Below are 1,674 nucleotides of genomic sequence, written 5' to 3'. Positions count from 1 at the left end.
CCTCGACCGGTCATGGAAATAGGGTCTGACCTGCACCAGAAATGGCGAAAGGTGCTCTGACCTGCGATAATTCTTCTTGTCTAGGGAAGAAAAATCGAGTTCGGGAGCACCCTTCTGGTGAAGCAGTCTACGTCGTGGTACCCGTCGCTGAAAGTTGACGGGCAAGGAACCGGAATCATCTCCCACGCAGGCGCAGTCGGATTGCTCGCGACAGCGTCAGCGGTCGGGCTGGACCGGGCATTAGGCGAACAGTTCGCGCGATGGTCCAAGCCCCTGACCTGCCACGATCCCGGAAAGATCGTGCTCGACCTGGCGGTGTCGATCGCGATCGGCGGCGACTGCGCCTCGGACCTGTCAGCATTGCGTTGCGAGCCCGGCGTTTTCGGGTCCGTGGCCTCGGACCCGACCGTGTCACGCCTGATCGCGACACTGGCCGCTGACGCCCCGAACGCGTTGAAAGCTATCGCTTCTGCTCGCGCCGATGCCCGTGCGGTCGCATGGAAAACCGCAGGCGCCCACGCCCCCGACCACGGCATCGATGACACCGCTCCGCTGGTCATCGACCTGGACGCCACCCTGCTCACCGCCCACTCCGACAAACAACACGCGGCCCCGACCTACAAAAAGGGATTCGGGTTCCACCCATTGCTCGCGTTCATCGACCACGGCACCACCGGCACCGGCGAACCCGCCGCGGCCTTGTTGCGCCCAGGAAACGCCGGCGCGAACACCGCCGCTGACCACAAGACCGTGCTCGCCGCCGCCTTGAAACAACTCCCGTTCCGGCCCGGATATCGAGTCGGCCGAAAGGTGTTGGTCCGCACCGACGGCGGTGGCGGCACCCACGAATTCGCCGCCTATTGCACCGCCCGGCACCTGCAATATTCCCTCGGGTTCACCCTGACCGACACCCTCGTCGAAGCGATCGCCAAGGTCCCCAACAACGTGTGGACCCCGGCCTACGACGCCGACGGCGGAGTCCGTAAAGGCGCGTGGGTCGCCGAAATCACCGGCCTGACGGACCTGTCGAGCTGGCCCAAGGGCATGCGGTTGGTGGTGCGAAAAGAACGCCCGCACCCCGGTGCACAGTTACGGTTCACCGACGTCGATGGTTTGCGGTTGACCGCGTTCGTCACCAACGCTACTCGCGGTCAGGTCCCTGACCTGGAGTTACGGCACCGTCATCGGGCTCGTTGCGAAGACCGCATCCGCGCCGCGAAGGATACCGGGGCCCGCAATCTGCCCTTCAAATCCTTTGCCGCCAACCAGATTTGGCTGGCCGTGGTCGAACTCGCGTTGGATCTGACCGCATGGTTGCAAACCATCGCCCTTCATGACCATCACGCTCGGCGGTGGGAGCCGAAAACACTACGGCTACACCTGTTTTCGTTACCCGGCCGGTTGGCGCGGCATGCCCGCCGAACACATCTACGACTGTCCGCTCATGCACCCCATACCGGATTGTTGACGACCGCGCTGGACCGGTTGAAACCCGACTGACCAGCGCAAATCATTCCTACAACCCCTTGAAAGGACAAATCCTCCGGGCCGTGGACCCGGCAGCGAACCCGCTGACCGGGGCACTACTGGTTGCCCGAAAGCTGCTGATCAGCAGCTTTCAACCAATCCGAAACCGCTCAGGCCGGGCCGACCGCCTGGCGAAAAATTGAGGCT

The 1,674-nt window shown here is 63.4% G+C and carries 1 protein-coding gene; it reads left to right on the top strand.

The genetic code is table 11. The features are described 5' to 3' along the window. Positions 1–117 precede the first annotated feature (117 nt). Positions 118–1,500, top strand: a complete 1,383-nt coding sequence (locus ACFWU5_RS29050) for an IS1380 family transposase (protein ID WP_379270074.1) — start codon at positions 118–120, stop codon at positions 1,498–1,500. Positions 1,501–1,674: the final 174 nt, after the last annotated feature.

This window comes from Nocardia sp. NPDC058640 (assembly GCF_042716995.1).
Taxonomy (GTDB): Bacteria; Actinomycetota; Actinomycetes; order Mycobacteriales; family Mycobacteriaceae; genus Nocardia.
The sequence above is the reverse complement of the archived record's forward strand: the minus strand, read 5'-3'. Positions and strand labels throughout refer to the sequence as shown.